Below are 13,692 nucleotides of genomic sequence, written 5' to 3'. Positions count from 1 at the left end.
GCCCCGCCGTCGACGCCCAGAACCGGACCACACATGACAGTGCTTCACTCGCGCAACGCCGACGCAGCCGACCCGGCGGACGTCGCCGACGCCGCAGACGTCAAGGACCCCCAGGACGCCGCCGCGGAGCCCGACCTCCGCGAGGACCTCGGCCGCTACGCCGAACTCGGCGCCTTCACCCTCAGTGCCGACACCCACGCCTGGTACGCGGCCGTCGACACCGTCGCCACCCCCGAGGACGCCCGCGCAGCCTCCACCGCCCTCGCCGAACTGCGCGGAAGCGACCTCCAGCAGACCTGGGAGGCCGTCACCGCGCTGGCCGCCGAGGTCAAGCTCGACGAGCCCGACACCGTCGCCAAGACCGCGCTGCTCGTCGAACTGCTCCAGCGGGTGCGCCGCACCTCCGCCACCCTTTCCTCCACCGCGTACGACGCCGACCTCGCCGCCCTGGCCGCCGCCACCGCGGACGGCGCCTGGCGCCGCGAGAACGGCGTCAAGCTCTCCTGGCTGCGCGGCCGCTCGCTGCGCAAGCAGGCCGCCGCCCTCGCCACCGACCGCCGGGTCCGCCGCGAGGACCTGCACGAGGCCCTCACCTCCGCCGAGGTCGAGCGCCGCGCCTGGGCCGCCCTCGCCCCCGCGGGCACCCTCCCGGTCGTGCCCGCCGACGGCGCCCTGGTCGACCGCACCGCCCAGGCCTTCGAGGGCATCAACACCGGCCTGCGCGAGCTCGCCCGCCTGCTGCCCGACCAGGACCTCGACGGGCTCGCCTTCGCGGAACTGATCGAGCTGGTCGAGCGCCTCGCCGCCGACGAGGGCACCCTCTACCGGCTGCCCACCATCCGCAGCCTGCGCGCCACCCTGGAGGCCGCCGGCCTCGGCGACCTGCTCGCCGAGCTCACCGCCGCCAAGGCCGACCGCCGCTCCGCCGAGGCCGCGTACGCGGCGCACCAGGCGCTGGCGGGCGGGCAGCGGGACGGGCTGACGGGGTCGGACGGGGCTGTCGGGGCCATCGGTGCGGAGCCGACGGCCGTCGAGGAGCCGGCCGTTCGCGAGCCGGAGGTGCAGGAGGCGGACGGCCAGGAGGTGGGCGTCCAGGAGTCGGACGTCGACGCCGAGGCCGCTGCGCGCCAGGCCCTGGCCGGCGGTCAGCGGGACGGGCTCGTCGAGGAGACGCCGGTTTCGGTGGCGGCTCCGGCCGAGGCTGAGGTCGAGGCCGAGGTCGAGGCCGTAGCTGTCGAGGCTGAGGTCGAGGCCATCGCCGCCGTCGCCGTCGCCGTCGAGGCGGAGGCCGAGCCCGATTTCGAGCTTGAGTCCGAGCTTGAGGTCGACGTCGAGCGAGAGGACGAGACCGGTGCCGAGGCGGTCGGGACGCCGTCCGGCCCGGACGCCGAAGCCACCGACGCCGAGTCGGCCCCAGTGGCGGAAGAGGTGACGGAGGAGGAGGCCACGGCCGCCGTGGTGTCCCTCCCCGCGCCCTCCCCGGCCGCCGACGACCTGGTCGCCGCCGCGACCGTGGCCCTGGCCGAGTCCGCGGCTGCGGACGAGGTGGAAGCGGACGGGGCGGACGAGGCCGCGGCCGAGCTGAACACCGTTGACGAGGTGGCGGAGGACGCCACCGACGCCGAGCCGGTGGCTGAGGCCGAGGTTGGGGCCGAGGCCGAGACCGTCGAGGTCGCTGAGCCCGACACCCTCACGGCCGAGGAGCCGGCGGCGGAAGCCGAGCCGGTGGCTGAGGCGGTGGAGGAGGTCCCTGCCGTCGAGGTGGAGGAGCCGGCGGCGGCCGCGGTCGTCGAGCCCGAGACCGTCGAGGAGCCGGTCGTCGAGGGCGAGGAGCCGGTCGAGGCAGCGGTTGTCGAGCCCGAGCCCGTCGAGGCCGAGGAGCCCGCCGCCGAGGCCCCCGCCGGCCGTCCCGAGAAGCCGGACTTCACCCCCGGCCGCCCCGTGACCGCCTACTCGGCCGACGAACTGCTCGCCGTGGTCCGCTGGATCGACGGCGACGGCGCCGAGAGGAGCGAGGAGGAACTGCTCCGGGCCGCCATGAAGGAGCTCGGCTTCGCCCGCCTCGGCCCCCGGATCAAGGAGGCGCTGGGCGCCGCCGTCGCCGCCGCGCGCGGCTGACGCCTCAGCAGCACCTGAGCCGGCCTCGGCGCCGGATCGCACAGGGCCCGGGACGCGCGCACGCGTCCCGGGCCCTGCCGCTGCGCGCCGGTGGCCGTCAGCCCGCCTTGTTCCACGGCTGGCCGGACATCAGCGCCTTCACGTTGGCCACGTACTGCGGGTTCGGGATGACCAGGCTGCCGACGATCTCGCCCGTGGTGGGGTCGGTGACGGTGTTGTAGTGCACGTTGCCCGCGCCCGCGTTGTACGCCGAGATGACCAGGTCGAGCAGCGGCGTCTTGCCGGTGGCCGGGTCGGGGGAGAGGTCGTACTTGCCGCTGAAGGAGGAGTCGGCGTAGTAGGCGACCAGCCAGTCGAGCAGCTGGGTGCCGAGCTGGACGTTCCCGGTGAGGGTCTTGGGGTCGGAGGCGGTGCCGAACTTGCCGTTCATCCAGCTCACCGTGTTCGGCATGACCTGCATGGTGCCGATCCCGCCGTCGCAGGCGAGGATGCCGGACTGCCAGCCGCTCTCCTGCCAGGCGATCGCCTTGACCAGGTTGACCGGCAGCGGCGGGAGCTTGTCGGTGCCGCCCGAGCTGAGGGTGAGCGTGCGGGCCTGGCCCGCCGCCGCCGTGAGAGCGGTGGCGACGGCTGCCTTGGGCTCGTCCGGCTGGGGCTTGCTGGGCTGGCAGCCGCTCTGCAGCGGCGGCACGTGGGGGGCCGGCGGCGCGGGCGGCGGCGGGAGCGCGACCGCGCCGGGCTTGGCGGTGGGCACCGGCGCGGCGATGACGGGCTTGGCGACCGGCGGTTGGGTCGCGGGTGCGCCGGCCGGGTTGCCGGCCGCGTTGCCGGCGGCGGCCTTGGCGTTGCCCGGCGGGGTGCTCGGCGTGGCCTTCGCCGACTTGCCCGTCGCGGGGCTCGCGCTCGGGCTGCGGGAGCCGCTGGGCCCGGCCGTCGCCGCGTCGGTGGGCGTCGGGGCGGCGCTCGCGGACGGGCTCGCGCTCGGCGAGTCGCCCGGCGTGGCGGTGGCGGCCGTCGTCGTGCTGCCGGCCGCCGCGTTCCGGTGGTCGTCGGCGTGTTCGGTGCCGCAGCCCGTGAGGACGGCGGTCGAGACGGCGGTGGCGGACACCAGGATCAGTGCCCGCCGGATGGTGCTCGGCTTCATGTGGTTCCCCCCACGTGTCGCCGGTGGTCCCGGCGAGTGGCGGTCATCCTACGATGTGCCCGTCGTGCCCGAGGTCAACGGGTGGCCGAGCTCCGCCCGCAGCACGGTCGGAGCGGCGACCAGGGAGGGGCCGTACCAGGTCAGGTACCGTCCACTGACCAGCGCCGCCGGGACGCCCGGGAACGCCTCCGGGCCGTCCTCGGCCGTGAAGCGGTACGGCTCGTCCGGCAGCACCACCAAGCCCGGTCGGCTCGCCAGGAGTTCGGGTAGCGGCACGGCCGGGTAACGCTCCGGGTGGTCGGCGTGGACGAGCCGCAGGCCCAGGCGGCGCAGCAGGTCCCCGGCGAAGGTGTCACGTCCGAGCACCATCCACGGGCGGCGCCAGACCGGCACGATCGCCCGTGGACCGCCCGCCACGGGCCGCACCTCGCGCCAGGCCGCCTCCGCCTCGTCCAGCCACGCCGGGCGGGGCAGTCGGCAGGCGGCGGTGAGCAGCCGGTCCAGCGAGCGGAACGCGTCGTCCAGGGTGCGGATGTCGGTGACCCACACCGGCACCCCGGCCGCCCGGAGCGCATCCAGGTCGGAGCGCCGGTTCTCCTCGTCGTTGGCCAGCACCAGGTCCGGTTCGAGCGCCAGGACGCCCGGCACGTCCGGGTTCTTGGTGCCGCCGATCCGGGTGACTGCCAGGTCGGCGGGGTGACTGCACCAGTTCGTGGCACCGACCAGCAGACCGGGGGCGGTGGCGGCGACCGCCTCGGTCAGCGAGGGCACCAGCGAGACCACCCGGCGCGGCCGGTGCGGCCCGAGCGGCACGGGCAGGTCGAGGTCGTCGCGCAGCGCGGTGGATTCGGCCATCCCGCCACCCTACGCGCCGGGCGCCCCAGGCCACTTCAGGCCGTCGCGGAAGCCGGTCGGCGGCGCGGAAAGCGAAATTCGACGGGAACCCGCCGGACACCCCGTCCGACTACCTGGTCCGGGTCCGCAGCACGGGCCCGCAGCACGATCACCGACCAGGAGAGTTGTCATGCGTCCTCGCGTTGTCTGCGGTATCGCGGCCGCCGTCGCCCTGTTCGCCACGGCCTGCGGAAGCGGCGGCGGGGGCGGCGGGAGCGCCTCCGTCACCGCCCAGGCCGCTCCGCCCGGAGGCTACCCCGTCAAGGTCGCCGACTGCGCCGGAAAGGAGACCGTGATCGCCAAGGCCCCGGCGAGGATCGTCACCAGCAACGCGGCGAGCCTGGAGATGCTGCTGCGCCTCGGCGCCGGCGACCGGGTGATCGGCACCGGCTTCCCGCCCGGCAAGGGCACCCTGCCGGCCGACCTCGCCGGACAGGGCGCCAAGGTGCCGGTGCTCGGCGACAAGACCATCCCCAAGGAGAAGCTGCTCGGCTCCGGCGCCGACCTGTACGTCGACACCTTCGGCGCCATGCCGATGATGGGCGGCGGCGCCACCGGGCCCAGCGAGGAGGAGTTCGCGGCGGCCGGGATCCAGCACGTCCACCTGCTGTCCACCGCCTGCGCCGGCACCCCGAAGGCCGCCGAAGCGCCGCGCACCGACCTCGCCGCGATCGAGGACGACATCCGCCGCCTCGGCGCGGTCACCGGCACCGCCGCCCGCGCCGAGGAACTCGTCAGCGGCATGGAGCAGCGCATCGGCGAGGTCCGCACCGCGCTCGCCGGCGTCCCGCAGGACAAGCGGCCCGGCTACTTCGTCTTCGACTTCGACGCCGGCACCAAGCAGCCGGTGGAGGTCTGCGGCCGGCAGGTCGCCAACGCCGTGATCAGCCTGGCCGGGGCCCGCAACGTGTTCGCCGACTGCGATGCCGACTTCAAGACCGGCTCCTGGGAGGACGTCGTCGCCGAGAACCCGGACTGGATCCAGCTGGCCGTGCGCAACCGGGGCAGCGAGGAGGCCACCCGCAAGGCCTACGACGACGCCGAGGCGTTCCTGCGGAGCTTCCCGGCGACCAAGGACCTCAAGGCCGTCCAGGAAGGCCACTTCGTACGGCTCGGCTCCGAGGTGACCACCATCGGCGGTGTGCGCAACGCCGACGCCGTCCGGCAGATCGCCGCCACCGTCCACGCCGACCTCGTCAAGAACGGCCAGTAGCACGTGACTTCGGCCGCGCCCACCGTATCCGACGACGACCCCGCCGCTGCCGCTGCCGCTGCCGCTGCCGCCGGCACCGCCGACCGCCGCCCGGCCCGCACCCTGCGGGCCGGGCCGCTGGCCGCCGCCCTCGCCGTCGCCCTGCTGCTCGCGCTCACCGCCGCCGTCTCGCTCGGCTCGGTCGACATCCCGCCCGGCGAAGTCTGGTCGGTGGTCGCCCACCACCTCACCGGACGCGCCCCCGGACCCGGCACCCACGACCTCATCGTGTGGCGACTACGCGTGCCCCGCGCCCTGTTGGCCGCCGTCGTGGGCGCCGGCCTCGGCCTGGTCGGCACCGCCGTCCAGGCACTGGTCCGCAACCCGCTCGCCGACCCCTATCTGCTCGGCATCTCCTCCGGCGCCTCCCTCGGCGCCGTCGCCACCGTCGTCCTCGGCAGCGCCCTCGGCCTCGACCTCGCCTTCGGCAGCGCGCTCGGCCTCACCGTCTCCCTCGCGGCGTTCGCCGGCGCGCTCGCCGCCTTCTCCCTGGTCTGGCTGATGGCCCGGCGCGGCGGAGGGTTCTCCCCGCTGCGCCTGGTCCTGGCCGGCATCGGCATCGCCCAGTTCCTCGGCGGCATCACCAGCTACCTCGTCCTGCAGACCCGCGACGAACAGCAGACCCGCGGCGTACTGTTCTGGCTCATGGGCAGCCTCGGCGGCGCCGTCTGGGCCCAACTCGCCGTACCCGCCGTCGCGGTGGCCGCCGGACTGGCCCTCCTCCAGGCCCGCGCCCGAGGACTCAACGCGGTGCTGATGGGCGACGAGACCGCCGCCGCACTCGGCGTGGACGTCACCCGGCTGCGCCGCGAGGTGTTCGTCGTCACCAGCGTCCTCACCGGGGTGCTGGTCGCCGTCTCCGGCGCGATCGGCTTCGTCGGACTCATGGTGCCGCACGTCTGCCGACTGCTCGTCGGCGGCGACCACCGGCGCCTGCTACCACTGTCCGCACTCACCGGCGCCGTGCTGCTGGTCGTCGTCGACACCGCGGCCCGCACCGCCCTGGACGGCCAGGAACTGCCGATCGGCGTGGTCACCGCGGTGCTCGGCGCCCCCACCCTGCTCTACCTGCTGGACCGACGACTGGAGCGCACGTGAGGATCACCATCGAGGACCTGGGCGTCGCCCTGGCCGGCCGCACGGTCCTGGCCGGGGTCCACCTGATCGCCGAGGAAGGCGAGATCGCCGGGCTGGTCGGGCCCAACGGCAGCGGCAAGTCCAGCCTGCTGCGCACCGTCTACCGGCACCTGAGGCCGAGCGCCGGCCGGGTGCTGCTGGCCGGGCGGGACCTCGCCGGACTGCGGCCCGCCCAGTCCGCCCGGCACATCGGCGCCCTGCCCCAGGAGCGCGGCGGCGACTTCGAGTTGAGCGTGCGCGAGGTGGTCGCGATGGGCCGCACCCCGTACAAGCGGGCCTTCTCGGCCGATGACGCCGAGGACCACCGGATCACCGCCGAGGCACTGACTCGGGTCGGCATGGCCGAGGCCGCGCACCGCCGCTTCACCCAACTGTCCGGCGGCGAACGGCAACGGGTGCTGCTCGCCCGTGCGCTCGCCCAGCAGCCGGACGTGCTCGTCCTGGACGAGCCGACCAACCACCTGGACGTCCGCCACCAGGTCGAACTCCTCGCCCTCCTCCGGGAACAACGCCGCACCACCCTGGTCGCGCTCCACGACCTCAACGCCGCCGCCTCCGTCTGCGACCGGCTACACGTGCTGCACCGCGGCGCCCTGGTGGCCTCCGGCGCCCCGCGCGAGGTACTGACCCCCGACCTGCTGGCCGAGGTCTTCGGCGTCCGGGCCGCCGTGGTCGAGCACCCGCTCACCGGCGACCCGCTGATCGCCTTCGACCACCGCAGCCCGGCGAACGCCGCGGTGCTCCGCTAGCTCGCGCTCCGGTAGCCCGTCTTCGGCCGGCCGGTCCTCAGCGACTCGGGCGGCTCTCGTCGTTCTTCCGGCGCCCGTGGACCTCCCGCCCTCCGCGGCCCTCGTGGCTGCCGGGGCTTCCATGGCCCTCGCTCTCGTAGTGGCTCGGCCGGCCCTCGCGCAGCACCAGCCGACCGAGCCGCGCGGCCTCCTCGTTGCGCCGCAACTCCCACGTGCCGTCCGACCGGTGCAGCACGGCAGAGTGCCAGGGCGTCATCCAGGCGTCGGCCGCCGCCAGCAGCCGGATCCCGAACTTCAGTGCCCCGGCCGGCTGCGGGTGGATGGACAGCCGCACCGCCCGCGGATGCTGCTCGGCGATCAACTCGCCCCAGGCGCGGCTGCGCTGGATCACCCCGTACGCGCGGCGGCGGCACTCCCGCTGCAGGGCCGACCTGGTGCCCGGGAAATCCGCGGTGTCCTCGGTGAGGAAGCGGGTGATGCCCCGGTAGAGCCGCAACGTCTCCTCCTCGGTCAGCACCTGCTCGCGCACCTCCTCGACACGGGGCGCGTACCGCTCGTGCACCAGGGCGCGCTTCTCGTCGTACGGCAGGTCGCCGAGCACCGCCCGCAGGTCGAAGGTGGCGAGATGGCGCAGGCCCTCGCGCTCGATCATCGCCGTCAACGCGTCCGAGTACGCGTCGATGTGCTCGTCGGGGACATTGATCAGGTCACCGAAGACGTGCCCGTCCGAACAGATCAGGATCCGCGCGCCGGGCGGGTGGATCCGGCCTATTCGGGCGCACAGGTCGTCCAGGAACGTCAGCGACAGCCGCTCGCCCTCGTCGGGCAGGTGGCCCAGCACCTTCGCCGGGTTCGGCGACTTGCACGGGAACCCCGGCAGGGTGAACACGATCGGCTCACCGGCATCGATGATCTCTGCCAACTGCGCGAGCTGGAACGGGAAGTGCTCGGGCCGGGCGTCGACCTCCGGATCGGAGGCGCGGCGGTGGGGCAGCAGCAGACTGAGCACGCGGGCGGCGAGCTGCGTCGCCGACCGCTGCTCGGCGGTGCTGGTGAGGACAGTGCTGGTGCCGGCGGGGGCGGTGCCGGCGGTGCTGGTGCCGGCGGGGGCGGTGCCGGCGGTGCTGGTGCCGGCGGGGGCGGTGCCGACGGGCGGCATGATCGGTTCTCCTCCACGGATGGGGCGTACGGGCTTCGGGGCGGCCGCGGCTGCGGCGTGGCGCTCAGACGCGCCGGTCGTAGGCGACCGGCAGCCGGTTGACGCCGCGGGCCAGGACGGCGGGGATCCAGGCGAGTTCGTCCAGACCGTCCCCGGCCGTGCCGGCGGGGCGCAGACCGGGCAGCCGGGTGAGCAGGGTAGCGACGGCGATCTGGAGTTCGGCCCTGGCCAGGGCCGCTCCCGGGCAGTAGTGGATGCCGTGGCCGAAGGCCAGGTGGGCGTTGGGCGTGCGGTCGAGGTCGAGGGTGTCGGCCTCGGGGAACTGCGCGTCGTCACGGTTGGCGGCGCACAGCGAGACGATCACCGAGTCGCCGGCGGGTACGGGGCTGCCGAACAGCTCGCTGTCCTCGGCGAAGAACCGCCAGGTGGTGAGCTCGAACGCGGCGTCGTAGCGGAGCAGTTCCTCGACCGCGCGGGCGAGCCGGCCGGGTTCGCCGAGGTGCTCGCGCAGCACGGCGAGCTGCTCGGGGTGGCGCAGCAGGGTGATCAGCATGGTGGTGATCTGGTTGGTGACCGGCTCCTGCCCGGCGACCAGGAGCTGGAACACCATCGAGTCGAGTTCCTCGCGGCTCAACTCGCCCTCGTCGTGGGCGGCGACCAGCCGGCCGAGCAGGTCCTCACCCTCCACCCAGCCGGGGGCCCGGTAGTCGGCGCGCTTGCGGAGGACGACGTCGGCGATGTACGTCTGCAGGCCGCGCAGCCGTGCCTCGTACGCCGGCCGGCCCGGGTCCTGCGGGCCGACGGGCTGCACCACCTTGCCCCAGTCGCGGTCGAAGCGGGTCGCCAAGTTACCGGGCAGGCCGATGACTTCGGCCAGGACGCGGAACGGGTAGTGGGCCGCGAAACCGGCCACCAGGTCGGCGCCGCCGGTGGCGGGCAGGTCGTCCACCAGGGCGTCCGCGAGCTCCCGCAGCCGGGGGCGCAGCGCCTCCACCCGGAGCGGGGCGAAGGCGTCCAGCACCAGTCGGCGCATCGCGGTGTGCTTGGGCGGGTCCTGGTGCAGCAGGTGGACCTGGAGCTGCGAGTGCTGCGGCTCCGGCATGATCGACGCCAGCCGGCGCCAGTTCGCGTTGCCCAGGCTGTGGTTCTTGCCGAGCCGGGGGTCGTTGAGGGCCGCGTGGGCGGCCTGGTAGCCGGTGACCAGCCAGGCGTGGATGCCGCTCGGGAACTCCACCCGGTGCACCGGCCCGGCCTCGCGCATCCGGCGGTAGAGCGGGGACGGGTCACTCTTGTAGGCCGGACCGTAGAGCGGGACGGGCCTGGCGGGCAGGTCGTGCCCGTACGGGCAGCGCGGCGCCTCGGGCGCGGCCCCGGTCGTCGCCGGGTCGTGGACGGTGTCGGTCATGGGTGGGCTTCCTTCGGTGGGATGGATACGGGCGCCGCGCCTGCGGCCGACGGGCGTCGGTGCAGAGCGAGCAGGAGCACGGCGGTGGCGGCGATCGTGGCGGCGAGGGCGATACCGGTACGGGTGCCCGTCGTGGCGCGGTCGCCCGCCAGGGCCGCGGCGGTGGCCAGGGCCGGGCCGAGGGCGAAGCCGAGGCTGCGGGCGAGTTGGACGGTGGAGCCGGCGGTGGCCAGCTTCGCGGGCGGGGAGGCGGACATCACGAGGGCCTGGGTGGGGCCGCCGTTGAGGCCCATCCCGGCTCCGGCGAGGGCGAGCCGCGCGGCGATGCCGGGGGCGGACCAGTCGGCGCCGACCGGTGCGAGCAGCGCCAGACCGACCGTGGTGACGGCGGCACCGGTCAGGGCCGTCGGCCGGGCGCCCCAGCGGTCGGCCAGGCGGCCGCCGAGCCGACCGGCCAGCACCATCCCGAGCGGGAAGGCCAGTATGGTCAGCGCGGTGGTGGTGGCGCTCTCGCCCCGCGGCCCGCGCAGGTGCTGGACCAACAGGTACTGGCAGGCCGCGAATCCGGCGGCGAGCGCGAGCACCGAGGCGTTCACCCCGGCGGTCCCGGCCGCCCGCAGCACCTCGGCGACCGGCCGGCCGCCGGGGCGGCGCAGCCACAGCAGCACCAGCGGTACGGCGGGCAGCGCGAGCAGCAGCCACTGCGGGGCGCGCGGCGCCAGAGTGAGGCCGAGCAGGACGGCGGCCACCGCGGCGCCGATCAGGACGGCGTCGCCGAGCGACCTCCGGTCCGGCGGGCGGAGCCCGCCGCGGCGAGGGGCGTTCCGCCGAACGATCAGGACGGCCGCCAGGCACACCGGCAGCTTGACCAGGAAGACCGCCCGCCAGCCGAGGTGGTCCAGCAGCAGGCCGCCGACCACCGGACCGGTGACCGCCCCGAGCGGCCCGAGCGTCGCGGGCACGCTCATCGCCCGTCCGCGCAGCTCGGGCCGGACGGAGGTCGCCGCCAGGACCGGCATCAGGACGAACAGGACGGCTCCGAAGGCGCCTTGCAGCAGTCGCGCCGCGATCAGCCAAGCCGCCCACGGGGCGAGCGCGGCCAGCGCGCTGCAGGTGGCGAAGCAGCCGACCGCGAGCAGCAGCGCGGACCGGGTGCCGACCTGGTCCAGCCACCGCCCGGCGGGCAACAGCAGGGCGATGAGGGGCAGTTGGTAGCCGAGCACGGCCCATTGGGCGACCCCGGCGGAGACGTGCAGGCCGGCGGATATGTCGGTGAGTGCCAGATTGACCACGTTCATGTCGAGCATCGCGACGAACGAGAGCAATCCGGCGGCCACCACCAGGCTCCACCGGTCGGTCTGCGGAGCCTGATCGGCCGTCAGGAGCTCCGAGTTGGGCGGCCGTTGTGTCGACATGGAGTCCTCCGTTCCCCCGCTGCTGGACCGGGCACCGCCTCGGCGGCGGGGTCCGGTACAGCAGTCGGGGGCGCGGGGGCTCCGGTTCCGAACACTTGGCGGAATTTTCGTGCGGGCGGTGGCCGGGGAGTTCAGGCGACAGATGACAGATAACAGATTTCGAAATCTGTTATCTGTCATCTGTCATTCGTCATCTGTTCGCCGTGACCTCCCGCTCAGCAGGCCGCCGCCAGCTCACCTGTCTCGGCCGCCCGCAGCCGCGCCACCAGCTCCTCGCGCGCCCGGGCGACTCGGGAGCGGACGGTGCCGACCGGGCAACCGGCGACCTCGGCCGCCTCGGCGTAGCTCAGGCCGACCACCTGGGTCAGCACGAAGGCCTCCCGCCGCTGCTCCGGCACCCGGTCGAGCAGGTCCCCGAGGGCGATCCCGTCCTCGAATCCCGCCGTCCGGCTGCCGTCCTGCCGCTCCGCCGCCTCCTGCCAGTCCGGCAGCGCCGCGCAGCGTGGCCGGGCGGCGGCCATCCGGTACCGGTCGATGACCGTGCGCCGGGCGATGGACAGCAGCCAGGTGCGGGCCGAGGAGCGTCCGGCGAAGGCGGGCAGGCCGCGCAGCGCCCGTAGGAACGTCTCCTGGGCGAGGTCGTCGGCCGACTGGACGTCGGTGAGGTGGGCGACGAAGCGCCAGACGTCCCGTTGGGTCGCGCGGACGAAGGCCTCGACGTCGGCCGCGCGGCCGGAGCGGGCGGTCAGGGCGAGTGCGGTGAGCTGGTCGTCATCCACGGCCGCCCCCCGCCCGGGTCGCCGTCCTGGCATGCCGGCGGTGCGGGACGATGGTCACATGAGATGCGCGCAGTTTCGTACCGCTCTGTCCGCCCGGCTCGACGGTGAACCGAGCGGCCTGTCGGACACCCGGCTGGACAAGCACCTCGCGCGCTGCCCCGGCTGCCGGGAGTGGTCGGAGCGCGCCGAGCAACTGCGCGGCCGCGTGCGGGCGACCGCCGCCGAAGGGCCGTCGCCGGAGTGGTCTGCCGGGCTGCTGGCCGAGCTGAGGGCGCACGGCCCGTTCGGTCACGCTCCGCAAGGCCGGCAGGACCCGCAGGGCGCGGAGTCGTCGGGGGGCGCGGAGCGGTAGGACGGTGGCGCCGGCCGGAGCCGGTATGCCGTCGTGATGAGGCATGGCAAGGTCCCGAAGGGAAGGTGGGGAGCGGCGGCCGCGCAGGGCGGCACCGCAGGCGTCCAGGGCGACCGCGCGGCACGCCGTACCCCCCCGCGGGAAGCAATCGGCGAACGCGGGCCCGAGCCCCGACGGCACGACGCGCCGGACCCACGGCGGCGCAGCGGCTTGAGGTGCTGCGGCGGTGGGCTGGGCGGTACGACACGGCGGGGCGACCTGCCCGCCACGGGAGTCCCGGCAACGGCCGGGATCGGCCGAGGTCGGCCGGGGATCAGTGCGGCGGGCGCGTCAGCAGGCTGGGGCGAAAACCGGCGGCCCGCGCCGGACGAGGGCATGGGTGAGCAGCACCGACCGGGGCAGCCGGGCCGGCCGGTCGACGGGCCGGGGCGGAGCCGGCGGCCGGTACCCGAACGGGCCCGCGAACAGCGCCAGCAACGGGAGCAGCAGTGCCCCCGCGACCAGGCCGCCTACCGCGCCGAGCAACTCGAAGAGCCGGACCAGCGCGACATCGCCGCGCCAGAGCAACAGCGCGCAGCCCAGCGCCGCCAGCACGTGGGCGACGGCCATTCCCGGCGTCATGCCATGGGCCATGCCGTAGGACATCCCGTGCGCCATCCCATCGGGCATCCCGCCGGACGCCCCCACGGGCATCACCGGCGACACGCCGGGCATGTCCACTGTTCCGGACATCCCCGTCATCCCTGTCATCCCCGGCAGGCCCGCGCCCATGGCCATCCCGTCGGCCATCCCGCCGGCCGCGCCGGCCGCCGCCCCGTGGTGCATCCCCGCCATCGGCTGCAGACTGCCGGCCGTCGGCGGGATGTCGGGGTCGATGCCGGCCATCCGCGCCAGCTCGACGGGGGACAGTCCGCCCGGCACCCGGTCCGGGGTGCAGAGCAACAGGGCCGTCCAGTCCGTGGTGGCGAGCCGGCCGAGGCCGCCGCTCCCGCGGCCGAACGACCCGGCCTGCTCGAACAGCAGGTGCAGCGCGCTCTGCGCCGCGACCATCCACGCACTGATCACACGGATCCCGCGCCGCCTTCCGGCCAGCAGCCAGGTCAGCCCGAGGACCGCCGCGAGCGCGCCGAGCAGCACGGCAGGAGAGACTCCGGCCCCGCCCATGGCGACGTGCGCCGTGGCGGCCATCGCCACGCACAGCGCGGCGAAGACCGCGGCGCGCAGCAGGCGGATCCGATCGGTCATCACGATGGCACTCATCGTCGCACCCACCCTGCCGGGCCCGGAT

12 protein-coding genes are annotated in these 13,692 nt (G+C 75.0%); 5 read left to right on the top strand and 7 right to left on the bottom strand.

Annotated features, from left to right (window positions below; all coding sequences use genetic code 11):
* Nucleotides 1–33: 33 nt before the first annotated feature.
* Nucleotides 34–2,118, top strand: a complete 2,085-nt coding sequence (locus tag ACZ4WV_RS22275) for a hypothetical protein (RefSeq protein ID WP_465749301.1) — start codon at nucleotides 34–36, stop codon at nucleotides 2,116–2,118.
* A gap of 97 nt (nucleotides 2,119–2,215) precedes the next feature.
* Here the strand turns inward: ACZ4WV_RS22275 and ACZ4WV_RS22270 are convergent, their stop codons facing one another.
* Together ACZ4WV_RS22270 and ACZ4WV_RS22265 are read right to left on the bottom strand one after the other, a co-directional pair.
* Nucleotides 2,216–3,262 (bottom strand): transglycosylase SLT domain-containing protein, encoded by a 1,047-nt coding sequence (locus ACZ4WV_RS22270; RefSeq protein WP_465749299.1) that lies wholly within the window; start codon nucleotides 3,260–3,262, stop codon nucleotides 2,216–2,218.
* Nucleotides 3,263–3,310: 48 nt separating this feature from the next.
* Entirely contained in the window at nucleotides 3,311–4,117 is an 807-nt protein-coding gene (locus ACZ4WV_RS22265) for a helical backbone metal receptor (protein ID WP_465749297.1), read from the bottom strand.
* A gap of 169 nt (nucleotides 4,118–4,286) precedes the next feature.
* Between ACZ4WV_RS22265 and ACZ4WV_RS22260 the strand changes: the two genes are divergently transcribed.
* From ACZ4WV_RS22260 to ACZ4WV_RS22250, 3 genes are all read left to right on the top strand, one after another.
* Entirely contained in the window at nucleotides 4,287–5,369 is a 1,083-nt protein-coding gene (locus ACZ4WV_RS22260) for an ABC transporter substrate-binding protein (RefSeq protein ID WP_465749295.1), read from the top strand.
* A 102-nt stretch (nucleotides 5,370–5,471) separates the two neighbouring features.
* A complete protein-coding gene (locus ACZ4WV_RS22255; RefSeq protein WP_465749419.1) occupies nucleotides 5,472–6,506 on the top strand; it encodes a FecCD family ABC transporter permease in 1,035 nt (344 codons plus the stop codon).
* Entirely contained in the window at nucleotides 6,503–7,294 is a 792-nt protein-coding gene (locus ACZ4WV_RS22250) for an ABC transporter ATP-binding protein (RefSeq protein ID WP_465749293.1), read from the top strand. Before ACZ4WV_RS22255 ends, ACZ4WV_RS22250 begins: the two co-directional genes overlap by 4 nt.
* Before the next feature lie 37 nt (nucleotides 7,295–7,331).
* Here ACZ4WV_RS22250 and ACZ4WV_RS22245 read toward each other — a convergent pair whose 3' ends face one another.
* From ACZ4WV_RS22245 to ACZ4WV_RS22230, 4 genes are all read right to left on the bottom strand, one after another.
* The gene (locus tag ACZ4WV_RS22245) at nucleotides 7,332–8,453 is read right to left on the bottom strand and encodes an L-tyrosine/L-tryptophan isonitrile synthase family protein (RefSeq protein ID WP_465749291.1); all 1,122 of its coding nucleotides are present in this window, start codon (nucleotides 8,451–8,453) and stop codon (nucleotides 7,332–7,334) included.
* A 64-nt stretch (nucleotides 8,454–8,517) separates the two neighbouring features.
* Nucleotides 8,518–9,858 (bottom strand): cytochrome P450 family protein, encoded by a 1,341-nt coding sequence (locus tag ACZ4WV_RS22240; protein ID WP_465749289.1) that lies wholly within the window; start codon nucleotides 9,856–9,858, stop codon nucleotides 8,518–8,520.
* On the bottom strand, nucleotides 9,855–11,273 hold the full coding sequence (locus ACZ4WV_RS22235; protein WP_465749287.1) for an MFS transporter: 1,419 nt from the start codon (nucleotides 11,271–11,273) through the stop codon (nucleotides 9,855–9,857). The genes ACZ4WV_RS22240 and ACZ4WV_RS22235 overlap by 4 nt, the downstream gene beginning before the upstream one ends.
* Before the next feature lie 215 nt (nucleotides 11,274–11,488).
* On the bottom strand, nucleotides 11,489–12,085 hold the full coding sequence (locus ACZ4WV_RS22230; protein WP_465749285.1) for a sigma-70 family RNA polymerase sigma factor: 597 nt from the start codon (nucleotides 12,083–12,085) through the stop codon (nucleotides 11,489–11,491).
* A gap of 25 nt (nucleotides 12,086–12,110) precedes the next feature.
* Here ACZ4WV_RS22230 and ACZ4WV_RS22225 point away from each other — a divergent pair, with 25 nt between their 5' ends.
* Nucleotides 12,111–12,404 carry a zf-HC2 domain-containing protein gene (locus ACZ4WV_RS22225; RefSeq protein ID WP_465749283.1) on the top strand — a complete coding sequence of 98 codons (294 nt, stop codon included), beginning with the start codon at nucleotides 12,111–12,113 and terminating at the stop codon, nucleotides 12,402–12,404.
* A 330-nt stretch (nucleotides 12,405–12,734) separates the two neighbouring features.
* Here ACZ4WV_RS22225 and ACZ4WV_RS22220 read toward each other — a convergent pair whose 3' ends face one another.
* Complete coding sequence (locus ACZ4WV_RS22220; RefSeq protein ID WP_465749281.1) at nucleotides 12,735–13,664, bottom strand: hypothetical protein; 930 nt, start codon at nucleotides 13,662–13,664, stop codon at nucleotides 12,735–12,737.
* Between the last annotated feature and the right edge of the window lie 28 nt (nucleotides 13,665–13,692).

Source organism: Kitasatospora sp. NPDC029312, assembly GCF_055569215.1.
Note: the sequence above shows the minus strand (reverse complement) of the source record. Positions and strands in the feature narration are given on the sequence as shown.